This window comes from Phycicoccus sp. Root101, from assembly GCF_001426245.1.
Taxonomy (GTDB): Bacteria; Actinomycetota; Actinomycetes; order Actinomycetales; family Dermatophilaceae; genus Pedococcus.
In genome coordinates, this window is the sequence record NZ_LMCM01000007.1 from 263,863 (window position 1) to 285,078 (window position 21,216).

Genomic DNA, 21,216 nt, shown 5'->3' on the forward strand with positions numbered 1-21,216 from the left:
CCTCACTCCCCCTGCGGCCCGACCAGGGGGCGTTGCCGCTTCTTGTGCTCCACGTATGCCGCGTGGGCCTCCTGCGTCGAGGCCAGCTCGGACTCGGCGCTGACCGGGACGTCCCACCAGCTCTCGCTGCTGGGTGAGTGCACGGTGGGGTCGGTCTCGACGTGGATCACGACCGGGCCACCGTGCGCGGGGGCAGCCTTGGCCTCCTTGACCGCCTGCTCGAGCTCGGCACGCGAGTGCACCTCGATGACGTGGGCGCCCAGGCTACGGGCGTTCGCGGCGAGGTCCACGGGCAGCGGGGCACCGTCGAGCCGTCCCGAGCCCTCGTCCCGGTAGCGGTAGCTCGTGCCGTACCGCTGGGACCCGAGCGACTCCGACAGTGAGCCGATGGAGTGGAAGCCGTGGTTCTGCACGAGCACGACGACCACCTTGACGCGCTCCTGGACCGCGGTCACCAGCTCGGTCGGCATCATCAGGTAGCCACCGTCGCCGACCATGGCGAAGACGTCGCGGGTCGGGTCGGCCAGTCGGATACCGATGGAGGCAGGTACCTCGTAGCCCATGCAGGAGTAGCCGTACTCGACGTGGTAGCCCTTGCGGTCACGCACCCGCCACAGCTTGTGCAGGTCGCCGGGCATGGACCCGGCCGCGCACAGCACCACGTCGCGCGGGTCGGTCTGCTCGTTGACCACACCGAGGACCTCGGACTGGGTGAGCAGCCCCGGCGCCAGGGCGTCGGTCACCTCGGCCGGAGGGGCGTATGCGGCGGAGACCTGCTCGTCCCACGCCTGCCAGAGCGTGGCCTGGCGTTCGCGGTAGGAGGCGTCCACGGCATACCCGTCCAGGGCTGCGGTCAGGGCGGTCAGGGCCTCACGCGCGTCGGCGACCACCGGTAGTCCGGACTGCTTGCCGGCGTCGAACCGTGCCACGTTGATGTTGACGAACCGGACTCCCTCGTCCTGGAACGCCGTTCGCGAAGCCGTGGTGAAGTCGCTCCAGCGGGTGCCGATCCCGATGACGACGTCGGCCTCTGCCGCAAGGGCGTTGGCCGCCGTCGTCCCGGTGGACCCGATGGCACCCATGAGCTGCAGGTGCCCGTGCACGAGGGAACCCTTCCCGGCCTGGGTCTCTCCCACGGGGATGCCGGTGGCGTCGCAGAAGGCGCGCAGCGCGTCCTCCGCTCCCGAGTAGTGCACGCCGCCGCCGGCGACGACCAACGGCCTTGCCGCAGAACGGATCAGCGCGACCGCGTCGGCGACGTCCACCGCTTCGGGGAGGGGGCGGGCGACCCGCCAGACGCGTTCGGCGAAGAGCTCCTCGGGCCAGTCGAACGCCTCGGCCTGGACGTCCTGCGGCAGGGCGATCGTGACCGCCCCGGTCGCCGCGGGGTCGGTCAGCACCCGCATGGCCGCGAGCAGCGCGGACGGCAGCTGTTCGGGACGGTTGACCCGGTCGAAGAAGGCCGAGAGGGGCCGGAACGCGTCGTTGACGGTGACGTCCGCGGCATACGGCTGCTCGAGCTCCTGCAGCACCGGGGCCGACACCCGTGTCGCGAAGGTGCCCGACGGCAGCAGCAGCACCGGGATCCGGTTGATCGTCGCCAGCGCCGCGCCCGTGAGCATGTTGGTCGAGCCAGGTCCGACGGAGGCGGTGCAGGCCCAGGTCTGGAGCCGGTCCTTCTGGCGGGCGTAGCCGACGGCCGTGTGCACCATCGCCTGCTCGTTGCGGGCCAGGACGTAGGGCAGGTGCTGGTCGTGCTCGGCGGAGTCGTCCCCGAGCTCGCCCTGCAGGAGCGCCTGCCCGATCCCTGCGACGTTGCCGTGCCCGAAGATCCCGAAGCAGCCGGCGAACAGCTTCTGCCGCTCACCGTCACGCTCGCTCCACTGCTGGCCGAGGAACCGCACCACGGCCTGGGCCACGGTCAGCCGGATGGTGGCGCTCATCGGGTCCCTCCCAGGGGTAGTCGCGGGTCGACGTCCAGACCTTCCCAGGTCTGGCGCACCCAGCCGTGGGCCGGGTCGTCACAGATCAGCCAGGCGCGCTCGTCGCCGGGTCCGGCCATGACGTTCAGGTAGTAGAGGTCGTAGCCGGGAGCCGCCATCGCCGGGCCGTGCCAGCCGTGGGGCACAAGGACGACGTCACCGGTCCGGACCTCGGCGAGCACGTCGATCGGGCGCTCGTCGGTGCCGTAGACCCGTTGGTAGCCAACAGGATCGGCGCTCTCGGTAGCTGGGGAGCCGGCGGCCACCTGCACCTCGAAGTAGTAGATCTCCTCGAGCTCGGTCTCGGCGCCCTCGCGCTCCTCGTCGTGCTTGTGCGGCGGGTACGAGCTCCAGTTGCCTGCCGGGGTGATGACCTCGCACGCGATGATCGAGTCGGCGTCGAGGACGCCGGGGATCCCGAAGTTGCGCACCTCGCGGCTCGCCGCGCCTGCTCCCCGGAGCTCGACCGGAACGTCGGTTGCCGGGACGTGCCGGAACGACGAGGTCGGCTCTCCCGACGCGCGCGCAGCACAGACCGCCACCCGGGCGGGACCGTCGTGGGCGAGGACCGTCAGGCCCCGGCCGCGGGCGACGTAGGCGACGTCGGTGGGGCCGGCGAAGACCGAGGCCCTGCCGGAGAGGACCGCCTCGTCCTGCTCCGACGAGACGGTGACCGTTCCCGACAGGGGGACCACCACGTGCTCCCACTCGTCGGGCGCGAACTCGCGACGTTCCCCTGCAGCCAGCCGCCCGGCATAGAGACCGGTGTGCTGCCAGCCGTCGACCGCCTCGTCGACGGCGACCTCCCAGCCGCGGTCCGCGATGGTGCCGAGCGGGTGCACCCAGCGGGCGTTGTCGTTCACTGGCCCACCCCGTGGACGAGCTCCGCGGCGATGTCCACGGCAGCGGCCACGTCGCCGTCCGGGGGGTAGAGCAGGGCGCGCCCGACGACGAGCCCGCGCACCGGGGGCAGGTCGAGGGCCCTGCCCCACGCGGCGTACGTGTCGTGGGGGTCCCCGACGGGGTCGCCGCCCAGCAGCAGCGTCGGCAGGGTGGTCGCGTCCATGACGCGCGGCAGGTCGTCGACGACCGGGAGCTTGAGCCAGGTGTGCGCGCTCGACGCGCCCAGGGCCGAGGCGACGTGGATGGACGTGATCACCGAGTCGGGGTCGAGGAGGTTGACGACGCGACCGTCCCGGCGCTGTGACAGGAACGGCTCCACCATGGCCATCAGCCCCAGCTCGGCCAGCTCGGTCACCGCGCGGGCACTGGACTCCAGCGTCGCCACCGTGCCCGGGTCGTCGAACGCGATCCGCGTGAGCATCTTGCCGCCGTCGAGGCCGAGCGCGGCCAGGTCGCTGGCGCGGTAGGCGGTGAAGCGGTCGTCCAGCTCGAAGGAGGAGCCTTGCAGGCCACCGCGATTCATCGAGCCGACGACGACCTTGCCCTCCAGGGCGCCGAGGAGGAGCAGGTCGTCGAGGATGTCGGGCGTGCCGAGGACGCCGTCGACACCGGGTCGCGACAACGCGGTGACGAGTCGTTCGAGCAGGTCCGTCCGGCTGGCCATGGCCCGGGGCTGGTCACGCACCCCGAGGGCGGCGCGCGCAGGGTGGTCGGCGGCGACGAGCAGCATCCGGCCGTCCCGGCGGACGACCTGGCGCAGGCGACGGTTCTCCCACTCCTCACCGATGCGGTGCGGCTCGCGAGCCCTCACCTCGGTGAGGTCGGCGACGTTGATCCGGGACCTGGTCACGACCGGCTCCCCGCTTCGGCACGGGTGCCGGGCCCGGAGTTCGCACGTTCGGGTGCGGAGCGCGCACCCGCGAGGAGCGCCTCGACCTCGGCCGTCGTGGGCATGGCCGTGGAGCACTCCAGCTTGGACGCGACCACGGCACCGGCGACGTTCGCGAACTCCAGGACCCGTCGCAGGTCCCAGCCCTCCAGCAGCCCGAGGCACAGGGCGCCTCCGAAGGCGTCCCCGGCACCGAGCCCGTTGACCACCTCGACGGGGAACGGTGGCACTTCGACGCGTTCCTCCCGTGTCGCCGCGAGGACGCCCTTGGGTCCCTGCTTCACCACGGCGAGCTCGACACCGCGCTCGAGCAGGGCGTCCGCCGCGCGCTGCGGGTCGGTCTCCCCGACGGCGACCTCGCACTCCTCGCGGTTGCCGACGGCCACGGTGACGTGGTCGAGGGCGCGCGCCACCTCGGCGCTGGCCTCCTCCGGCCGCGGCCAGAACATCGGCCGGTAGTCGAGGTCCAGGACCGTGTGCCGGCGTCGACCGCGGGCGGCCCAGGCGGCGAAGTGCGCCCCGCGGCTCGGCTCCTGCGACAACCCCGTCACCGTCGCCCAGAACACGCGGGCGTCCCGGATCGCCTGCAGGGGCAGCTCGTCGGCCTGGATCATCAGGTCGGGCGCCGTCGGGTAACGGTAGAAGTAGAGCGGGAAGTCGTCCGGCGGGTGCACCTCGCAGAACGTCACCGGGGTCGGGGGTCCGCTCACGGCCGAGACGAACCTGTCGTCCACTCCGAACTCCCGCAGCGCCCGGTGGATGTAGCTCCCGAACGGGTCGCTGCCGGTGCGGGTCAGCAGGGCGGTGCGCAGCCCGTGCCGCGCCGCGGCCACCGAGACGTTGGTGGCACTCCCACCGAGGAACTTCTGGAACGTCTCGACGTCCTCGAGCCCCACGCCGTGCTGCAGCGGATAGATGTCCACCCCCGTGCGGCCCACCGCCACGACGTCGTATGGCGTGTGGTCACCGGCGTCGGCCCCGCCGCCACCGGTCACCGGACCGTCCACCGCCATCTCAGGCTCCTTCCTCGGGGGCGAACGCCTCAGCCACCTCGAGCAGGTGGGCCAGGCTCGTGCGCACCGCGCCGACCGGCCCACCGGGGCCGGGGTCGGCAGGCAGGATGGTGTCCTGCTCGAGGACGTACCACCCGTCATACCCCTGGGCCTCGAGCGCGCCGACGATCGCGGCGATGTCGACGTCACCCTCGCCGAGGGGGACGTACATCCCACCGGCGACCGCCTCGGTGTACGTGGCCTCCCCGGACTGGACCTGTCGCGCCCAGTCGAGCCGGACGTCCTTGAGGTGCACGTGGGCGATGCGGTCGGGGGACTCGACGGCGACCGCGACGGGGTCGCCGCCACCGATGAGCAGGTGACCGGTGTCGAGGCAGAGCCCGATCGTGCTGCCGGCCAGGACCCGTGCGGTCTCCTCGCCGCTCTCGATCATCGTGCCGACGTGCGGGTGCAGGGTGGCCGTCAGGCCGTGCGCAGCCGCGGCGGTGCTGATGCGGTCGAGGTTGCGCAGCAGCGCGGTCCACGCGGTGTCGTCGAGGACCGGTCGCTCGTCGTAGCCGTCCAGGCCGGACGCGGCCGCGAGGACCACGGTCGACGCGCCGGCCCGGACGAGGGCCTCCATGGCGGGCTCGACGTCGGGCAGCGGGTCGTGCGAGGGGTCGTGCAGGACGACGGGCACGAACTGGCCCACCGCGTGCAACCCGTGGGCGCTCAGCGTCCGGGTCCGCTCGTCGAGGTCCTCGGGCAGGAACCCGTCCGGGCCGAACTCCGTCGCCGCCAGGCCCACCTCGGACATCTGGGTCAGCACCGTGTCGGCGTCGTACTGCCAGCCCCAGCCCGGCACCTCGCACACCCCCCACGAGATCGGCGCGCCCGCGACCCGCTGCCGCACCGGTCGACGGGCGCCGCTGCCTGTCTGCACCACGGCGCTCACAGCGACTCCACCTCGTCGAGGCGGACCACGCGACCCTCACGGCGGGACAGGTCGCAGGCCTCCGCGATCCGGAACGCCTGGAGCGCGTCGGCGACCGTGCAGGGCGACGGGATCGCTCCGCGGGCGACCTCGGCGAAAGCCGTCAGCTCCGCGCGGTACGCCGGCAGGAACCGGTCCATGAAGGAGACGTGCACCGGACCCGGCGGGAAGCTGACGCCGGGCTCGACCGACCGCAGGGCCAGCGAGTCGTCCAGTCCGACCGCGACGCTGCCCTTGCTGCCGACGACCTCGAGGCGGACGTCGTGGCCCTGGCCGGTGTAGCGCGACGAGGACACCTGGGCGATGGTGCCGTCGTCGAGGGTGAGGATCGCGGCCGCGGTGTCGACGTCGCCCGCCTCCGAGAAGAACGACTCCCCCTTGTTCGACCCCGTCGCGAAGACCGAGACCACCTCGCGCCCGGTGACGAACCGGATGATGTCGAAGTCGTGCACGTTGCAGTCGCGGAAGATCCCACCGCTGGTCGGGATGTATGCCGCGTGCGGCGGCGCCTGGTCGCCGGTCACCGCGCGCAGGGTGTGCAGGAAGCCCAGCTCACCGCCGGCGACCGCCTCGGCCGCCGCCCGGTAGCCGGCGTCGAAGCGACGCTGGAAGCCGATGTGCACCGGGACGTCTGCGCTCGCTGCGAGCTTGGCAAGCTCGAGGCTCTCGGCGAGGGTGCCGGCCACCGGCTTCTCGCAGAACGTCGGCACCCCGGCCTCGATGCCGGCGCGGATCAGGGACGCGTGCGCGTTGGTCGCGGCGGCGATGACGAACCCGTCGACACCGTCGGCGAGCAGCGCCTCGGGCGACTCGGCCCAGGCCACACCGAGCTTGTCGGCCACGGCCCGCGCGGCGTCGGCGTTGACGTCGGTGACGACCAGGTCGTCGACGACGGGGAGGGCGGTGAGGGTCTCGGCGTGGAAGGCGCCGATGCGTCCGACGCCGGCAAGGCCGATGCGCATGACTGCTCCGTTCAGGGCGGGCTCGGGAAGTGCGACGTCACAGCCTGACAAGGGCCCGACACAGTGTCAAGCAATTGTCCTGACATTCTCATGTCCTCTTGTTCGGGTCACCGACGCACTACGCTGACGGCCATGGTGAAGCAGATCGGCGTCCGGATCGACCGGGCCTCCCCCGTGCCGCTCTACCACCAGCTCGCCCAACAGCTCTCCGCCGCGATCACCAGCGGCGACCTCCAACCCGGCGACCCCTTCGAGAACGAGGTCGCCCTCGGCGAACGGCTCGGGCTGTCCCGCCCCACGGTGCGCCGCGCGTTCCAGGAGCTGGTGTCCCAGGGCCTCCTCGTCCGACGTCGCGGCCTCGGCACGACCGTCGCCAACCGCAAGGTGCACCGCCGGGCCGAGCTCACCAGCCTCTGGGACGACCTGGCGCGCGCCGGGGACACCCCGACGACGACGGTGCTGTCCCACGAGCTGGTGCAGGACGAGGTCGCGGCCGCCGCACTGGACCTGCCGCCCGACACCGTCCTGCTGTGCATCCAGCGACTGCGCAGCGCGGGCACGACTCCCCTGGCCGTGATGCGCAACTGGCTCCCCCCGACGGTCGGCGAGATCGACCGCGAGCAGCTCGAGAGCCACGGCCTCTACGCGGTCCTGCGCGAACGCGGCATACGGCCGGTCGTCGCGCACCAGAACATCGGTGCACGGATGCCCACGGCCGCCGAGCGGCGGCACCTGCGGATCCGGGGCACCGAGCCCGTGCTCACCATGACCCGCAGCGCCTTCGACGCCGCGGGCAAGGCCGTCGAGTACGGCGACCACTGCTACAAGGCGTCGAGCTACAGCATCGACGTCATGGTCGACGAACGCTGACCCACCCGGGGGTTTCGACGGGTGGGTTAGCGGGCTACTTGGTCGTCAGGCGGATCGCGAAGTCCCCGCCGGAGCCGTCCGACGTCGCGGTGATCCCGAGCGCCGACAGGTGGTCGACGACCGAGGTGGTGGCCGGCTTCGCGGTGCCGAGGTCGTCCTTGAACTGCGAGGCGAGACCGGCGATGTCGACGTAGACGGCGACCTGCGCCGACTCGGGGTGCTCGATCGCGTCCTTGAACGCCGGCATGTCACCGAGGCCGTGGGTCGTGGAGACCTCCTGGCCGTAGTCGTCGGAGAGCGAGACGACGGTGCCACCGCCGGCCGGGTGCACGGTCGCCGGGCCGCCGCCGGCCAGGCCCGCCGTCGCACCGACGACCTTGCGCAGGACGTCCGCGTCACCGTCGCCGACGATCGCGAGCCGGGGCCCCTTGCCGGGCTCCATTCCGCCGAAGACGACCGTGAACTGGCTGCCGAGCGCGGCCGCCACGTCCTTCGGGACCGAGATGCCGAGGGTCTTCTGCACGTCCGCGAGGCCGGCGGCGTACTGCTTGTCACCGACCGACGCCTTGATCGTCGCCTGCAGCTGGGGCCACGCGGCCGTGAAGCCGTCTCCGGCCCCGCCGACGCTGACGGCGGCCAGGGTGTTCCAGGGCAGGGTGGCGATCGCGCCGGCGTTGCCCGCCGGGGTGGCCTGTCCCTTGGCCCCGTTGACGTGCCCGGCCAGCTCGAGGTTGGGGCCGTCGAAGCGCAGCGCCATCACCGTCCGGCCGGCGTCGGCCGACTTCACGACCGGAACCCTGGACCCGGTGAGGGCGGAGGTCCGGCTGATCAGCTCGCCGGCCTTGGCCGAGTCGACCCAGGCCGTCACGACACCGTCGTCACCGAGGTCGCCGAGGTCCTCGCGGAAGGTGGCGGCATCGGCCAGCGGTGCACGTGTCGCGTCCGCGACGACCTTGTCGAGGCTCGTGGCGGTGGTCCCGCCCGTGCAGACCGCGAAGGCCTGCAGGACGCGGCACTGACCCCCGAGCCCAGCAGCCAGCGCGGGCAGGTGGCGCTCGGCGGCGTCGACGTCGGTGACGGCCAGCACCAGGACCGGCGCCGCCCCCTCGTCGGCCGCGGCCTCGGGGACGAACCCGACCCCGAGCCGCTGGCCGAGCCAGGGCGCGACGTCCTTGGCGTAGTCGACCTTGCCGAGCCTGCCCTGCTTCTGGACGGCCTCGAACGCGATCTTGCGCAGGTCGGAGCCAGCGCCGAGTTGCTTGGCGGCGTCGGGGAAGGAGCGCAGGAACCGCAGGGCGTCGACCTTCTGGGATGCGGAGGGGTCGAGGTCGACCTTGACGAAGGCCACGGTGCTCGACGGCAGCACGGACTCCGGCTGCGGGCCGGGGTCGGTCAGGGCGTTGAAGGCGAAGAACCCGCCGGTCCCGAGCGCCACGACGCCCAGGACGGCACCGACGAGTGCGAGCATCCGGCCGCGCTGGCGACCCCGCCCGTTGGCCTGCATGAGCGCGACGAGCTCCTCGGTGCCGGCGCCACGGAGCTCCGGGCGCTCGTCACCGGTCGGAGTCGCCGACGACCCCGACGACGGCGACGTCGTTCCTGACATCGAACTCGACATGACGATCCCCCACACGGTGCTTCACGGGCCCTCCTGCAGGGCCTTCCGCCGGAGCATAGGAAGCCCATCGACCGGCTGGGCCGCGAACCACGGCGCTACCAACCGAACGGACGAGAGCGCCGAACCGGACAGGCCGCCGCCGGACGCGACGAAGGGCCCGCTCCACCAGGAGCGGGCCCTTCGAGGTGTGGCGTGGATCAGCCGGCGACGACGTCGAGCTTCACCGTGGCCTGCACCTCGGGGTGCAGACGCACGAGCGCCTCGTGCGTGCCGACCAGCTTGATCGGGGTGCCGATCTCGATCTTGCGACGGTCCAGCTCCGGGCCGCCGGCAGCCTTGACGGCTGCGGCGATGTCGGTGGTGGACACGGCGCCGAAGAGGCGACCGCCGGCGCCCGCGTGGGCGACGACCTTGACGGCCTTGTTCTCGAGGTTGCCCTTGATCGACTTGGCCTCCTCGAGGGTCTTCACAGCGCGGACCTCACGGCCCTTGCTGATCGCCTCGACCTGCTTCTGCCCGCCCTTGGTCCACGCGGTGGCCAGGCCACGGCGGAACAGGAAGTTACGGGCGTAGCCGTCCTTGACGTCGACGACGTCGCCAGGGTTGCCGAGGCTCGAGACCTCGTGCGTGAGAATCACCTTCATAACTGACTTCTCCTCTGGTTTCGCCGGCTCAGCGGGACGAGCTGGAGTAGGGCAGGAGCGCCATCTCGCGGGCGTTCTTGACCGCGGTGGCGATGAGTCGCTGCTCCTGGACAGACACACCGGTCACCCGGCGAGCGCGGATCTTGCCGCGGTCGGAGATGAACTTGCGCAGCAGCGCGGTGTCCTTGTAGTCGATGTTCTCGACCTTCGCCGCCTTCAGCGGGTTGGCCTTCTTCTTGGGCTTGCGCACAACGGGCTTGGCCATCGTGGTGCTCTCCTTCTGCGAAGTGTCTTCGCGGATGAGCCCTGGTCTCCCAGGGATGGTGTTCTTCGAGTTGGTCCTGCCGGGCCGAGGTCAGTCGACCGGGCAGTGGTGGGTATGGCGCGTGGTGAGCTCCGTGCGGAGCGCACCGGCGCGGCATACCCGGGTGATCTGTACCGAACCGGTCAGCGGTGCCGGATCAGAACGGGGGCTCGTCGTAGGACGGCGCGCCGCCGCCCCACCCGCCACCGGCCTGGCCGCCGCCCTGGGGCGCCGCCTGCGGGGAGGACTGCTGGCCACCGGACGGGCCGGTCGCCCACGGGTCCTCCTGCTGACCGCCGCCACCCTGACCGCCGCCGCCGGAGAAGCCTCCGCCGCCGCCGGTGCCGCGCTGGGTGCGGTTGACCTTCGCCGTGGCGTACCGCAGCGAGGGGCCGACCTCGTCGACCTCCATCTCGACGACGGTGCGCTTCTCGCCCTCCTTGGTCTCGTACGAACGAGACTTCAGGCGGCCGGAGACGATGACGCGCGTGCCCCGCTGGAGGGACTCGGCCACGTTCTCCGCGGCGTCACGCCACACCGAGCAGCGCATGAACAGCGTCTCGCCGTCCTTCCACTCGTTGGACTGCCGGTCGAACTGCCGCGGCGTGGAGGCCACGGTGAAGTTCGCGACGGCAGCACCCGAGGGGGTGAAGCGCAGCTCGGGGTCGCCGGTGATGTTGCCGATGACGGTGATGATCGTGTCGCCAGCCATGAAGCGGGTCCCCTGTTCGGTAGGTCAGGTCGTGGTGGAACGGGTGGTGCAGGAACAGATCGGTGCGGCTCAGGCGCCGGGGCGCAGGAGCTTGGTGCGCATGACCGACTCGTTGAGGCCGAGCTGGCGGTCCAGCTCCTTGGCCGTGGCCGGCTCCGCGGTGAAGTTGACGACGGCGTAGATGCCCTCGGCCTTCTTCTTGATCTCGAACGCCAAACGACGACGGCCCCAGATGTCGACGTTGTCGACGGTGCCCTTGTCCTTGGTGATCACGGTGAGGAACTTGTCGAGCGACGGAGCGACGGTGCGGTCGTCCAGCTCGGGGTCGAGGATGACCATGAGTTCGTACTGACGCATGCTGATAACCCGCCTCCTTTGGTCTGTGCGGTCACGGTCTCTCCGTGACAGGAGGGTTGCAGTGCGATCCCCCTTGGACTCACCAGTCGGAGAGCCTCGGGGGAACTGGACAAGAGTACCGGGAGGCGGCGACATCGCCGAATCACTTGTCCACAGCCTCCGCCCCGCCCCCCGACCCCCCCAGGCGCAAAGCGGGGGTGTCGCGGCGACACGGGACTTATTTGTGCCCTGTATGCCGTGCAACCCCCGCTTTGCGGGTGGGTCGGGTGGGTCGGCTCAGGCGAGGCGGACGAGGAACCGGTCGGTCGCCCCGGCGAACTCACCCTCGAGCTCGTCAGCCTCGCCAGCCCTGTCAGCCTCGCCAGCCCTGTCAGCCCTGTCAGCCCTGTCAGCCCCGTCAGCCCCGTCAGCCCCGTCTGCCCTGTCAGCCCTGTCAGCCCTGTCAGCGTCCTCGAGGTCGCCGGTGTCGTCGACCTCGACGGCGGGGCGGGCGGCGGCGGTCTGCCAGACCCGCCAGACGAGGTGGGCGACGGCGAGCACGCGGATGACGAGGAACGCGGCATACCAGCCGGCCGGCAGGCCACGGTCGGGCGTGGACAGGCCCGCGACGTAGAGCCAGACGGCCACGAAGTGCAGCGCCTCGGCGGTGGCCCACACGAGGTGGTCGCGCCAGCGCACGCCGCACAGGGCGACCAACGGGACGAGCCACAGCGAGGACTGCACCGGGAACGCCTTGCCGGACAGCAGGGCCAGCCCGACGAGCACGAGCGAGACCTCGGCGAGCGTCGGCCGACGGGCCGCGCTCAGGGCGAAGACCGCGCCGGTGGCCAGGGCCAGGACCAGGGCGACGAGCGCCGCCAGGGTCACCGCGGAAGTGGGCAGCGGGTGGCCGAGCAGCTGGGGCAGGATCCACACCGAGCCGAGGCCGGAGGCGCTGTCCCACCAGACCTGGGTCGAGCGCAGGATCGCGGCCGGGTGGCCGACGAGGAACGGCAGCAGCACGACCGCCACGGCAGCCGCCGCACCGACCAGGGTGCGGCCGACGACGGCCAGCCGACCGGACCGCAGGCCGAGCAGCACCAGGGCCAGCAGCACCAGCAGGGGGTAGACCCGCGCGGTCACGGCGAGCCCGAGGAAGACCCCCGCCGCCACCGGGTGGCGCCGGCTCCACGCCCAGATGCCGGCACTGACCAGGGCCACACCGAACAGGTCCGAGGACACCATCGCGGCCATCAGCAGGACCGGGCTGAGGGCGATGTGCAGCGCGAGCGCCGCGTGGCGCGGGCGCGAGGCGGCGGTGAGCCCGACGATCGCGAGCGCGAGGACGGTGCCGAAGAGGGCCCACAGGAGGAAGTACCAGCGCGTCTGGTCCAGGAACGCGCCGTCCGGGACCAACCCGCCGAGCCACGCCATCACCGCACCGGTCAGGACCGGGTGGTCGGCCCGGGCACCGTCACCGCCGACATAGGCCGCCAGGCCCTGGTCGAGGTTGCCGAGCTGGTACTGGGCGGGCAAGTCCGAGAAGCAGGCGTGCCAGAACTGGTCCGACCCGACCCAGCCCTTCTGGACGCAGTGGGCGCGCTGCACCACCGAGAGCGCCATCGTCGCCGACACCGCGACGAGCAGGGGCAGGACGGTCGCGATCCACGAGGTCGCCCGCGCCGAGGCGTGGCGACCGAGCGGCCCACCGGCAACAGCCAGCGAGCCACTCGGAAGCAGGTCCCCCCTCTGGGTCACGGCGCGGCGGTCGTCGGGGAGCTCTGCTGACGGTTGTTCAACAGCGTCGTGGGGACCGGCGGGACCGCTGTCGTCGTCGGCGGCCCCGGCGTCCTGGTCCTGGTCGTCGACGTCGGCGACGGCGGCTGGGTCGTCGTGGTCGTCGACGGCTGCGTCGTCGTGGTCGTCGTGGTGGTCGTCGTCGTCGTGGTGGTGCTGCTGCTCGACGAGGACGTGGTCGTGGGCGGGGGCACGAAGACCTTGTCGTCACCGACCCCGGCGCGCGGCGGGAAGTCGACGATCGGCTGACCCTTGAGCGCGGCGGTCATGTAGTCGGTCCAGATCCTCAGCGGGACCGTCCCACCGGTGAGCTCACCGACGCCGTTGACCTCGTTCATCGACAGCTCGGCGCCGTTCTTGCCGGTGCTGTAGATGCCGACTGCGGTCGCGAGCTGGGGGGTGAACCCGTCGAACCAGGCCGCCTTGTTGTCCGTCGTCGTGCCGGTCTTGCCGGCAGCCGGGCGACCCAGGTTCTGCGCGAACTCGGCCGTGCCGTCCTTGATGGGCTGCTCCATGGCGTCGGTGACGTCGGCCATGACGTCGGCGTCGAACGCCGCCTTCTTCACCGGCTTGGCCTTGTAGTTGATGTTGCCGGGTCCGCCCTTGACGGTGCGGATGAAGTACGGCGTGACGCGCTGGCCCTTGCCCGCGATGGTGGCGTAGGCGTTCGCCATGTCCATCACCTTGACGTGGGAGGTGCCGAGCACGTTGGCGTAGTTGGTGCCGAGCCCCTTGGACGGGAGGCCGGCGGCGACCGCGGCGTCACGCGTCGCCTTGGGGCCGACCTTGATGTTGAGCTGGGCGTAGACGGTGTTGACCGAGTGGCCGGTCGCCCTGCGCAGGTCGATGTTGCCGAACTGCTCGCCGGGGAACGGGCCGAAGTTGCGCACGCCGCCCTGACGCAGGAAGTCGGTGCCGGCCCCGGAGTCCTCGAACTCCTTGAAGTACTGGGGCGACCGTCCGTCGAAGCGGGTCTTCGTGCTGATCGGGTCCTTCGCGGACACGGCCGCCAGCAGCGTGAAGATCTTGAAGGTCGAGCCGGCCTGCATCGTGGCCTGCGTCGAGGTGTTGAACTGTTCCTTCTTGTAGTCCTCACCGCCGTACATCGCCACGACCGCGCCGTCACCGGGCTTGATCGAGGTGAGGCCGACGCGCAGCGTGCTGGTGCCCTTGCCGGTGGGCATCCGGTCCTTGATCGCGGCGATGGCCGCGTCCTGGGCCTTCTTGTCGATCGTCGTGACGATCTTGTAGCCGCCCCGGTCGATGTCGGCGTCGGTGAGCTTCAGCTTGGTCTTGAGCTCGCTCTTGACGGCGCTGGTGATGAACCCGTTGGGGCCGCTGGCGCCCTTGTTCGGCTTGTAGTCGACGACCTTGGGGAAGGTCGCCTTCGCGCGCTCGGCGGCGGTGATGTAGCCCTGCGACACCATGCCGTCCATGACGTAGGTCCAGCGCTCCTGCGCGTTCTTCTTCTGCGTGGCACCCAGGCCCGGGTCGTAGAAGGACGGGCCGCGGATGACCGACGCGAGCAGTGCGCCCTCGGAGACCGTGAGGTCGGAGACGTCCTTGTTGAAGTAGGCCTTGGACGCCGTCTGGACGCCGTACGCACCGCGCCCGTAGTAGATGGTGTTGAGGTAGTCCTCGAGGATCTGGTCCTTGGACTTCTGCTTCGCGATCTTGATCGAGATCACGATCTCCTTGCCCTTGCGGGTCAGGGTCTGGTCCTGGGTGAGGAAGTAGTTCTTGACGTACTGCTGGGTGATCGTCGAACCACCCTGCGTCGCCCCGCCGCGCAGGCCGACCCACACCGCGCGGGCGATGCCGGTCGGGCTGATGCCGGAGTTCTTGTAGAACGTGCGGTCCTCGGCGGCGAGGTGCGCCTCGCGCACGACGGTCGGGATCTGCGGCAGCTTCACCGACTCGCGGTTGACCTCGCTGATCCGGTCGATCTCCGTCTTGCCGTCGGCGTAGTAGATGACGGACGCCTGGGCGCTCGCGAGGTCGTTCGGCTCCGGGGTCTTGATCAGGGCGTAGGCCGTGAAGAACCCGGCGAGCAGCAGGACGAACCCGGCCAGGGCCGCGATCCCGAGCCGCTTGGCCCACAGCTTCTTCCGACTGCCCCCTGGCTTGTCAGCCTTGGCGCGAGGCTTGCCCGCCTTCGCCTGGGCGCGCGTCTTCGGACGTGAGGAGCTCATGGGACCTTCCGGATCGACATACAACACGGGCTGGGGCGCGCCCGTGCGAGCGCTGCCCCACCCCGACAACTGAGCACCAGTATGACCTCAGAAGGTGGGAATGCCGCATCGGAACCGGACCGGGCCGCGTCCACGCCTCCCTGACCCGGCGCCGGGGCGCACCAGGGCCGTGCACGGCAGCACGAGCACGCGCGTCGATCACCAATGTATCGACTCGATATATCTGTGTGTGTATGGTGGGGTGACAAACTCGAAGTTTGTCACCCTGTCCCATCCCCGACGCGCGAAGGAGAGCAGTCATGGCAGCACGTCGCACCGAGCTGCTCGAGTTCGCTGTCCTCGGGCTGCTGCACGAGGCTCCCCAGCACGGGTACGAGCTGCGCAAGCGGCTCAACGCCGCGCTCGGCCCGTTCCGTGCACTGTCCTACGGCACGCTCTACCCCTGCCTGCGCTCGCTGCTCGACAAGGGCTGGATCTCCGAGGCGACCCTGGGCCGGAGCACGACGACCGGCACTACGGGCAGCCGGCGCGCCCGGATCGTCTACGAGCTCACGGCGGACGGCAAGGAGCGGTTCCAGGACCTGCTGCGCGAGGCCGGCCCGACCGCGTGGGAGGACGACACCTTCGACGTGCACTTCGCCTTCTTCGCCCGCACCGAGGCCGAGGTCCGGCTGCGCATCCTCGAGGGCCGGCGCAGCCGGCTCGAGGAGCGGCTGGAGAACATCCGGGCCGTCTCGGCCAAGAACCGCGAGCGCTTCGACAGCTACACCGCCGAGCTCGAGCGGCACGGCCTGGACTCCGCCGAGCGCGAGGTCCGCTGGCTCAACGAGCTCATCACCGCCGAGCGCAACACCCCGACCGCGGCCGCCACCCCGGCCCCCACCTCGGCCGCATCGCCGGCCACCCCCAGCAGCACCACCCAGAACGACCAACCCTCCACCCCGTTCAACCACAAGGAGTAATCCATGGGATCCATTCGCGTCGCCATCGTTGGCGTCGGCAACTGCGCCAGCTCCCTGGTCCAGGGCGTCGAGTACTACAAGGACGCCGACCCGTCGCACACCGTCCCCGGCCTGATGCACGTCATGTTCGGTGAGTACCACGTCAAGGACGTCGAGTTCGTCGCCGCCTTCGACGTGGACGCCAAGAAGGTCGGCTTCGACCTGTCCGAGGCGATCAACGCCTCGGAGAACAACACGATCAAGATCGCGGACGTCGCCCCGACCGGGGTCACCGTCCAGCGCGGTGTCACCAACGACGGCCTCGGCAAGTACTACCGCATGACCATCGAGGAGTCCGACGCCGAGCCGGTGGACATCGTCCAGACGCTCAAGGACGCCAAGGTCGACGTGCTCGTGTCCTACCTCCCGGTGGGCTCCGAGACCGCGGACAAGTACTACGCCCAGTGCGCCATCGACGCGGGCGTCGCGTTCGTCAACGCCCTCCCGGTGTTCATCGCCTCCGACCCCGAGTGGGCCGCGAAGTTCGAGGCCGCGGGTGTCCCGATCATCGGTGACGACATCAAGAGCCAGGTCGGCGCCACCATCACGCACCGCGTCATGGCCAAGCTGTTCGAGGACCGCGGTGTCGTGCTGGACCGCACGTACCAGCTCAACGTCGGCGGCAACATGGACTTCAAGAACATGCTCGAGCGTGACCGCCTCGAGTCCAAGAAGATCTCCAAGACGCAGGCCGTCACCTCCAACCTGGGTCACGACCTGGGTGCGAAGAACGTCCACATCGGCCCGTCGGACTACGTCCAGTGGCTCGACGACCGCAAGTGGGCCTACGTCCGCCTCGAGGGTCGCGCGTTCGGCGACGTGCCGCTCAACCTGGAGTACAAGCTCGAGGTCTGGGACTCCCCCAACTCGGCCGGCATCATCATCGACGCCATCCGCGCGGCGAAGATCGCCAAGGACCGCGGCATCGGCGGCGCGCTCATCTCCGCGTCGTCCTACCTCATGAAGTCCCCGCCCGTGCAGCGCGAGGACACCGAGGGCCGCGCCAAGCTCGAGGCCTACATCGCGGGCACCGAAGAGCGCTGACCTGACACGCAGGGCGCTGGCACCAGCGTCCTCGTCGGTCGAAGGGGCACCTCCCACGCGGGAGGTGCCCTTTCGCGTGCCCGTCCCCGTCAGGCGGGGGTCGGCTCGGAGGGCGCAGGCGTGTGCCGCGCGGTCGCCTTTGCGCGTGCGGGCCGCGCAGGACCTCGGGTGAACAACGGCCGGACGTCGACGTCGGAGCGCAACCGTCGCCAGAAGTCGGTGTTGGCCCGCAGGTCGGCGCGGGCGGAGCTCGTCGCCGCGAAGTAGGCCGCGGCGTCCTCGGCCGTGGGCTCGGCCGGCCCGAACACGTGGGCGTTCGCCGTGGCCGCGAGCGGGCGCAGGTCGACCGGGGCGTCGACGGCGGCGGCCTGCTCCAGCCGCGTCGCGCGGCGCGGCGGCCGGTGCCCGTAGGACCGGGCGCTGGCCATGAGGTCGCTCCAGGCCCACGTGACCCGGGACGCGGTGGGTCCTCGGGTCGCGTGCCGACGGCGACGCCACGCCTTGAGGCCACGAATCGTCCAGTAGACGACGGCGAGGACGAGCAGCACCGCTGCGACCAGTGCGGCCCACTGGAGCCACCACGGCCAGGACGAGGGGTCGAACAGCTTCTTCGGCGGCTTCTTGAGGTTGGTGGCGTTCTGCGCCTGGTCGGGGCCCTGCAGCACGCTCGGCGGGTTCACGCCCGCAGGCGGCGGGACGAGGGCGCCGACCTTGCGGTCCTCGACCTTGGTCTGCAGCTCCTTGGGCTTCTTGTTCCGATCGGGCAGGAAGTTGTCGGTGAGCACCGGCTGCCACTGGCCCTGGTTGTCCCGGACCTCGACCCAGGCGTGCACGTCCCGCCCCCGGACGGGCCCGGCCGCCGGGGTGATCGCTCCCATGACGACGCGCGTGGGGACCCCGAGGCGGTTGCCCATGAGGGCCAGCGTCGCGGCGTACTGCTCGTCGTTGCCGGCGAGCTGGGCCAGTCCGACGAAGCGGGACAGCCGCCCGATGCTGTGACCCGGGAGGTAGTAGCGCTCCACCGAGTTCGGGCTGCCGCCGTCGGTGTAGGCGCCCTCGCCCGACATGGCCCGGGCGATGGCCACGAACTGCGCCCACGGGTCGGCCGCGTCACCCGTGAAGGCGTCGAGCTTGGCGTCGAGGAAGCTCGTGTCGACCTCGTCGGTGAGCGACCCCTGGTCGACCGGCAACGAGGTCGGCATCTTCGCCCGCGTCGGCGGGACGTAGGCGGTGAACGTGTAGGAGTCACCGGGCTCGAGCCGGTCAGGGACCAGGGCCGTGTTGGTGTCGATGTTGAGCCACAGCCGCCCGGCGAGGGTGTCGGCGCGGCGGCCCGCGAACTTCACCCCCGCCACGGTCCCCGCGGTCGGCAGCCAGACGTCGCCGTACCCGCCCTCGGGGACGGTCACCTGCACGTCGACCTTGCGACCGGGCCCGTGCGTGGAGATCGTCTGGCCGACCTGCTGGAACGCCGCGCCGGGCACGACCGACCCGCTGTTGGCGCGCTCGGATGCGCCCCACACGGCTCCGTCGTACGAGTCGAGGGTCGCGAAGCGCAGCGGGGTGCCGGCGGGGAGCCCCGTCACCTCGAGGAGCGGGGTGTCCCAGAGCTCTGCGGGGTTGGGCTCGGTGTACCTGCGGAACCCGGCGAGCGGGCTGGCGAAGGCGGCGATGTCGATCGGGGGGACGACGTGCGAGCGCGCGACCTGGCGGGTCGTGGCGTCGGCACCGGGCAGGTGCGGCCCGACGAAGTACCCCGCCAGCAGGGCGATCCCGACCAGGGACGCACCGATGGCGTACCGGGTCCGCTGACCGGCACCGTTCTGCAGGGGTGCCCGGGTGCGGGCCGCGCGCGCGACCATCCAGCCGATCCCGAGGACGGCGAACACCGCCCCCTGGGCGAGCGGGGAGGCCGCCTCCGTGGTGCCGAGGACGATGCCGAGGGCGAGCAGCACGAGCGGGGCCGGCAGCACGGCATACGGGGTGGACCAGCGGCGCGCCACGGCGTAGGTGACGCAGGCACCGAGCAGTCCCACGATCAGCGGCAGGGCGAGCAGGCCGCTGCCGGTGTCGACCGGCGGCAGGAGGGTGACCAGGCGCTTCCAGCCGTGCACCGAGGTGTCGGCGAGGTCCAGCAGCGTCTGGCCGCTGGGCAGCACCCCGCCTACGAGGTCGCCACGGACCGCGAGCGGTCCCCCGAGCAGGAGGTAGAGGACGGTCACCACCGCGAGCGGCGTGACGAACGGGAGCCGGTATGCCGTCGTGACGTGCGTGACCACCAGGCCCAGGACCAGCCCTGCCGCGGCGGGAAGGGCCCAGCTCGGGCCGGCGAAGTCGGTGCGGAAGCCGATGAGCGCCAGGCCGACGAGCAGCACCGTGAACGCCGCGTCGACGAGCGCGGCCCGGTCGGGCAGCAGCCCACCCCGCCGCGACGAGGCGGCCAACCGGGAACGGGTGCTGGTCCACGACGTGCGGGCACGCGTGCGGCCCGGGGCGGTGGAGTCGCGGCCGGGACCCGTCGTGTGCTCGGGCGACCCCGGCGGCTGGGCGGTCATACGAGGGCTCCGCTGGCGAGGACGGCGCGCAGGTCCTGGATGCGCCGGATGTTCAGGCGGGTCAGGCCACCGAGGTGCTGGATGCCGGTCTCCTCCATCGCGTCGATGGTCAGGACGACCTTCCTCACCTCGAGCTCGAACTGCGCCAGGGCGCGCTGGGCCTCGATGAAGGGGCGCTGCGGACCGGTGACGAGGATGACCACCGATGTGTCGGGCGCGAGGGAGAACGCCTCGGTGCAGCGGCCGAACACGTCGGACGGGCCGAGCTCGACCCGGGCCAGGGCGTCGAGGGTGAGCGAGGCCGTCGTGCGCGAGGCGACCTGGCCGCGGCAGACGACGGTGGTGTCCTGCTCGTCGCGGATGGCGCGCAGGGCCAGGGACGCCGCGGCGCTGATGGCGGTCTCGGCCTCGTCCTCGCCTCCCTGGAACTGCTCGGGGTCGGCGTCGACGACCAAGCACAGGTGCGAGCGCCGGGTGTCGAGGAACTGGCGGACGAGCAGGCGTCCCGCCTTGGCCGACGAGCGCCAGTGGATGTACCGCCGGTCGTCGCCGGGCTGGTACTCACGCAGCGCGTGGAAGGCCAGGTCCGACATCGACAGGTCCTGGGTGGTCTCGCCCTCGAGGTCGCGAAGCAGGCCGGCGCCGAGGCTCTCCAAGGAGACGGTGCGGGGGTGGACGTAGAGGTCGGTGACGTCGGTCCAGCGCTCGGTGCGCCGGACCAGCCCGAGGGGGTCGCCCTGCACGGTGCGGGCCGGCCCGACCGGGATGACGCCGCGTCTATGGGTCGGGACGACGAACAGCTCCTCGTGGGCCTTGCCCGACCCCAGCGGCGGGAGCGTGAAGCGGGCCGCCGAGACACCGACGGGCAGCTCGACGAGCAGGGGCAGCATCCCCCGCTTCGAGTCGTTGGTCACCGTGATCCGGCCGGTGGCGGGTTCACCGACACTGACCCGCACCGGTTCGAGGTCGGTGGTGACGGTGACCCGGGTGCGGCCGATGGCGAGCAGGACGCAGCACAGCACCAGGACGAGGGCCGCGGCCCCGATCATCAGCCACTCGGTCCACCCGGCCCAGCGCCCGACGACCCAGGCGGCGACCCCGAGGGCGACGACCGCCCAGCCCAGCGGCGAGATAAGGCGCAGGAACCCGGCCACCGGCGACCAGGCCGGCCGGGTCCGCTCCCGCAGGTCGCGGGCCCGGGTCGTGACGCCCTCCGGGACGGCGGGCACCGTCAGGCCGCCGAACCGGGTCAGGTCCGGGAGCCGCACCGCGGGAAGGCGCAAGTTCGGTCGGGACCGGGCGCGCCGCGGGCGCGCCCGGCCGCCCTCGGGACGGCCGGCCCGCAGGTCGGCGCGACGGACCGTCCGCTCCTCCTCGGGAGCGGAGCGGTCCGGCGGGGACCCGGTGGGTGAGCTCATCGT

18 protein-coding genes are annotated in these 21,216 nt (G+C 71.6%); 3 read left to right on the plus strand and 15 right to left on the minus strand.

Annotation, left to right across the window (positions count from 1 at the left end; all coding sequences use genetic code 11):
- Positions 1-2: 2 nt before the first annotated feature.
- From iolD to ASC58_RS11975, 6 genes are read right to left on the minus strand one after another with little or no spacing between them, the layout of a single operon-like run.
- Positions 3-1,943, minus strand: coding sequence for a 3D-(3,5/4)-trihydroxycyclohexane-1,2-dione acylhydrolase (decyclizing) (gene iolD, locus ASC58_RS11950; protein ID WP_056919437.1), 1,941 nt, complete (start codon positions 1,941-1,943; stop codon positions 3-5).
- Entirely contained in the window at positions 1,940-2,845 is a 906-nt protein-coding gene (iolB, locus tag ASC58_RS11955) for a 5-deoxy-glucuronate isomerase (protein ID WP_056919438.1), read from the minus strand. Before iolB ends, iolD begins: the two co-directional genes overlap by 4 nt.
- Entirely contained in the window at positions 2,842-3,735 is an 894-nt protein-coding gene (locus tag ASC58_RS11960; RefSeq protein WP_056916134.1) for a class I fructose-bisphosphate aldolase, read from the minus strand. The genes iolB and ASC58_RS11960 overlap by 4 nt, the downstream gene beginning before the upstream one ends.
- Positions 3,732-4,787, minus strand: coding sequence for a 5-dehydro-2-deoxygluconokinase (gene iolC / locus ASC58_RS11965; RefSeq protein ID WP_056919439.1), 1,056 nt, complete (start codon positions 4,785-4,787; stop codon positions 3,732-3,734). Before iolC ends, ASC58_RS11960 begins: the two co-directional genes overlap by 4 nt.
- A 1-nt stretch (position 4,788) precedes the next feature.
- The gene (locus ASC58_RS11970) at positions 4,789-5,721 is read right to left on the minus strand and encodes a TIM barrel protein (RefSeq protein ID WP_235529207.1); all 933 of its coding nucleotides are present in this window, start codon (positions 5,719-5,721) and stop codon (positions 4,789-4,791) included.
- Entirely contained in the window at positions 5,718-6,722 is a 1,005-nt protein-coding gene (locus tag ASC58_RS11975; RefSeq protein WP_056919440.1) for a Gfo/Idh/MocA family oxidoreductase, read from the minus strand. Before ASC58_RS11975 ends, ASC58_RS11970 begins: the two co-directional genes overlap by 4 nt.
- A gap of 132 nt (positions 6,723-6,854) precedes the next feature.
- Between ASC58_RS11975 and ASC58_RS11980 the strand changes: the two genes are divergently transcribed.
- Complete coding sequence (locus ASC58_RS11980) at positions 6,855-7,592, plus strand: GntR family transcriptional regulator (RefSeq protein ID WP_056919441.1); 738 nt, start codon at positions 6,855-6,857, stop codon at positions 7,590-7,592.
- Between the two features lie 34 nt (positions 7,593-7,626).
- On the opposite strand, the gene ASC58_RS11985 is transcribed toward ASC58_RS11980, so the two are convergent.
- From ASC58_RS11985 to ASC58_RS12015, 7 genes are all read right to left on the minus strand, one after another.
- Positions 7,627-9,210, minus strand: coding sequence for a DUF3352 domain-containing protein (locus ASC58_RS11985; protein WP_157598470.1), 1,584 nt, complete (start codon positions 9,208-9,210; stop codon positions 7,627-7,629).
- 197 nt (positions 9,211-9,407) lie between these two features.
- Positions 9,408-9,854, minus strand: coding sequence for a 50S ribosomal protein L9 (rplI, locus tag ASC58_RS11990; RefSeq protein WP_056916129.1), 447 nt, complete (start codon positions 9,852-9,854; stop codon positions 9,408-9,410).
- Positions 9,855-9,882: 28 nt separating this feature from the next.
- Positions 9,883-10,119: a 30S ribosomal protein S18 gene (gene rpsR / locus ASC58_RS11995; RefSeq protein WP_056884210.1), complete on the minus strand. Its 237-nt coding sequence runs from the start codon at positions 10,117-10,119 to the stop codon at positions 9,883-9,885.
- A gap of 196 nt (positions 10,120-10,315) precedes the next feature.
- Entirely contained in the window at positions 10,316-10,870 is a 555-nt protein-coding gene (locus ASC58_RS12000) for a single-stranded DNA-binding protein (protein WP_056916128.1), read from the minus strand.
- Positions 10,871-10,939: 69 nt separating this feature from the next.
- Positions 10,940-11,227, minus strand: coding sequence for a 30S ribosomal protein S6 (rpsF, locus tag ASC58_RS12005; protein ID WP_056884208.1), 288 nt, complete (start codon positions 11,225-11,227; stop codon positions 10,940-10,942).
- Between the two features lie 276 nt (positions 11,228-11,503).
- Positions 11,504-12,964, minus strand: coding sequence for a glycosyltransferase 87 family protein (locus tag ASC58_RS12010; protein ID WP_082553236.1), 1,461 nt, complete (start codon positions 12,962-12,964; stop codon positions 11,504-11,506).
- Positions 12,961-15,195 carry a transglycosylase domain-containing protein gene (locus ASC58_RS12015; protein ID WP_056916127.1) on the minus strand — a complete coding sequence of 745 codons (2,235 nt, stop codon included), beginning with the start codon at positions 15,193-15,195 and terminating at the stop codon, positions 12,961-12,963. Before ASC58_RS12015 ends, ASC58_RS12010 begins: the two co-directional genes overlap by 4 nt.
- A 299-nt stretch (positions 15,196-15,494) precedes the next feature.
- Here ASC58_RS12015 and ASC58_RS12020 point away from each other — a divergent pair, with 299 nt between their 5' ends.
- Positions 15,495-16,157 carry a PadR family transcriptional regulator gene (locus ASC58_RS12020; RefSeq protein ID WP_056919443.1) on the plus strand — a complete coding sequence of 221 codons (663 nt, stop codon included), beginning with the start codon at positions 15,495-15,497 and terminating at the stop codon, positions 16,155-16,157.
- A 3-nt stretch (positions 16,158-16,160) separates the two neighbouring features.
- Complete coding sequence (locus ASC58_RS12025; protein ID WP_056916125.1) at positions 16,161-17,240, plus strand: inositol-3-phosphate synthase; 1,080 nt, start codon at positions 16,161-16,163, stop codon at positions 17,238-17,240.
- An 89-nt stretch (positions 17,241-17,329) separates the two neighbouring features.
- Here the strand turns inward: ASC58_RS12025 and ASC58_RS12030 are convergent, their stop codons facing one another.
- A complete protein-coding gene (locus ASC58_RS12030) occupies positions 17,330-19,795 on the minus strand; it encodes a transglutaminase domain-containing protein (RefSeq protein WP_056919444.1) in 2,466 nt (821 codons plus the stop codon).
- Complete coding sequence (locus tag ASC58_RS12035) at positions 19,792-21,213, minus strand: DUF58 domain-containing protein (protein WP_056919445.1); 1,422 nt, start codon at positions 21,211-21,213, stop codon at positions 19,792-19,794. The genes ASC58_RS12030 and ASC58_RS12035 overlap by 4 nt, the downstream gene beginning before the upstream one ends.
- Between the last annotated feature and the right edge of the window lie 3 nt (positions 21,214-21,216).